Source organism: Singulisphaera rosea (genome assembly GCF_054877945.1).
Genome location: NZ_JBTYIP020000072.1, coordinates 1 through 2,694, shown reverse-complemented (window position 1 = coordinate 2,694; position 2,694 = coordinate 1). Strand labels below are relative to the sequence as shown.

At 65.4% G+C, this 2,694-nt stretch carries 1 protein-coding gene and 1 pseudogene; one reads left to right on the top strand and one right to left on the bottom strand.

The window, feature by feature from the left end:
• Window positions 1-1,502 (bottom strand): annotated as a pseudogene (locus tag ACYOEI_RS40925) (DNA primase); the annotation flags it as partial.
• A 703-nt stretch (window positions 1,503-2,205) separates the two neighbouring features.
• Between ACYOEI_RS40925 and ACYOEI_RS40920 the strand changes: the two are divergent.
• Window positions 2,206-2,457, top strand: coding sequence for a hypothetical protein (locus tag ACYOEI_RS40920; protein WP_462856450.1), 252 nt, complete (start codon window positions 2,206-2,208; stop codon window positions 2,455-2,457).
• Window positions 2,458-2,694 lie beyond the last annotated feature (237 nt).

The window sequence follows — 2,694 nt, the reverse complement described above, 5'->3', positions numbered from 1 at the left end:
CAACGGGCCTTCGACCGGTGGCGTCTCGCCCCGAGGCTCAAGGGAGCAGTCCGTGAATCGCATCCGGTGGCCATTGGGCTGTCGTTGCTTTGACACTCCGCTTTGCATGTCCTTTCTGGTCTTCCCAGCTTGTTCGTCGCCTCGCCGACCAGCGGCAGGCCCTCCACGATGCGGTCGAGCAGGTGCGGGTCACGGAGCAGACGCAGGGCGTCCTCCTTCTCCTGCGGCGTCATGGCGGGCGGGGTGTCCTTCGGCTCCAGGGCGGCCTTGATCTGCTTGTCCTGCAACTCCTCCAGCTTCAGCAGCACCCGGCCCAGGTCCTTCTTGACGACCTTCTCCTCGACGCCGAGTTCCCCGGCGGCCTGCGTGGTGAACGCCTTGCGATGGCGGGCCGAGTAGAGGTCGAAGGTGTCCACGAACAGGCCCCGGTCGGTGGTCGCCAGGACGTTCACCCGCAACATGTCGTAGGACAGGTTCTTGGCCAGCCCCCGCACCCGATAGCGCCGGTGGCCGATGTCCAGGACGACTTCATCCCTTTGGTCGTCGCTCCGCTCGGCCTCCACGTCCTGCGGGGCGTCCGGCATCGCGGCAGCGATGCCGAGCGTGCCCCGAGCCGGCTCGACTTCGGCCTTGATGGGGAGATCGCCGGTCTTCTCATCGTTCGATGCAGGGGCCGGTTCCCAGGCATCCACTCCGTCGGGGATCGTCGCCCCCGGCTCGGGCGTGGGTGCCGCCGATCGTCGGCCCTTGCCGAGCCATTCGGCCTTGCGGATGACGGCCCCGAGGGCGGCGGCCGGATCGTCGAACTGGAGGGCGTATTCGTTGGCCCCGAGGCCGGAGGGGAGCCGCAGGAGGAAGCACTCCATCCCCGCCTCCAGGAACGCCGGGGCGACCGCCTCGCTGGTCGTCATCACCCTTCGGATGACGAACTCCCGGAACGCCGAACGGAGGTCGTCGGTCGGGGCATCGTCGCCGAACAGGCAGGTGACGTTGCGGTAGCCGTGGTTCCAAAAGATGAGGGCGTCGAACAGGGAGCCGCAGAGGATGGCCTCGTCCCTGCCGGCCAGGCCCTGTACGTTCCACACCCCCCGCCGCCGGTCGGCGAGGAATGTGTCGAGCGCCGTGCCCTTGCGGAGGTGCGTCCCGACCTTCCTGCCGTAGATGTCCACGACCCACCCCGTGCCGTCGTGGGCCGTGACCGGGAAGACGACGGAGCCGCTGAAGTGCTCGTGGCCGCTGCCGGCCCGGAAGATGTTCAGGGCTTCGAGGCGAGCCCTGATCTGCCGGCCCGCCTTGCGATCCTTCGTCGGGAGCTTGGTGCCCAGCGTCCTGTCGGCGTAGCCGATGCGGAAGTGCTCGATCGCCTCGCCGTTGGTGACGCCCCGCTTACGGAGGTAGTCGAGGGCGTCGGGGCTATCCTTGAGGGTGCGGTGGTAGAAGTCGAGGACTCGGGCCAGGAGCCTCTGGTCGTCGTCCTGGGGGTCGAGTTCGATGTCGGGCATGATGGGACGGCCCTCCGCCACTCCCCTCGTCCTGTTTTCCTCTTTCCGTCGCCGAGGCCGTCGGGCGGTGTCATGGGCTAATCGACACGAGCGACGGCCGCCCCTGCGAGCGAACGAGCGAAGGCCGACCTCGCCGTCCCAGGGCTTTGCTCGTTCGCTCGCACCGGGGCGGGGCGGTAGCCGGGGCCGGGCGTCGCGGAGCGACGCCGCCCCCTCGGCCGGCCCAGGTCCCGGTCGGCGACGGCCTCCGGGTCGATGCGGCGGCTAACCGGGGACACGCATCGGGGGTTCCGGCACGAGGAGGGAGGGTTGCGTCGGCCGGCGGGAGAGGTAAGATCGCAGGTGGCCTTGAGGTTGTGGCGAGTCGAGGCGGTGAAGGGCTGCGGGCCTCTTTGTTGCTCCAAAGGCAGTTCCTCGAACTCTTAAAGAAGTCGATCTGCCTGGACGGATTCGAGCAACCGGGTCTAACCTCGCCGAGGCTGGTGACTTCTTCGGCTGGAAGCCATCAAAAGTCATCAAGGGCATCGGCGACTTCACGAAGGACCAGTTGCTCGGCAAGTGTTGGACGAAGGAAAGGCTGCTTGACGTGGCCGAGGGTTACGAGCATATCGCCAGGATTACACCAGCCAATCCAAGTGCTGCGGGCCGGGCGGCACAGTTGCGAGAACTCGCCACCCTATTCGATTAGAAAGGAAGAGGCATCGTGGCCAAACAGAGCAGGTTCGTCATCCATAACGATGATGGTGAGCCGATGATCTTGAACATCGAGCCGGAAGGAGCATTTTTCCGACTTGACACAGGGAAATCTGTGTCAGTTGAAGATTCTTATAATGTGTCACCTGTAACCCTTAAATTCTCCCGTAGCGAGGACGGTGCCCCGATAATCTCCATCTGGCCGGGAGATGGCGAGGTCAAGGTCGAGAAAGACGGCCTTGATGTGCTCGATCTCATGTAGATCGACACGAATTGAGTCGCCTGCGGGGCGGCGACAGGCCCGCACAGAGCCACCCCCCCGTCTATATTCCACCCCCCGCCCCGACCACCCCGGCTTTCGCCGAGAAAGGGAAGAACAAAGGACAGGCATCGCAATCTCGGTGGTCGGCGTCTTGACGGTCGGATTCTCCGCGGTTAGTGTTCTGAAGAACACCCCAGGAGGCCTTTCCGATGACGATGGCGCGTGCTCATCTCGTGG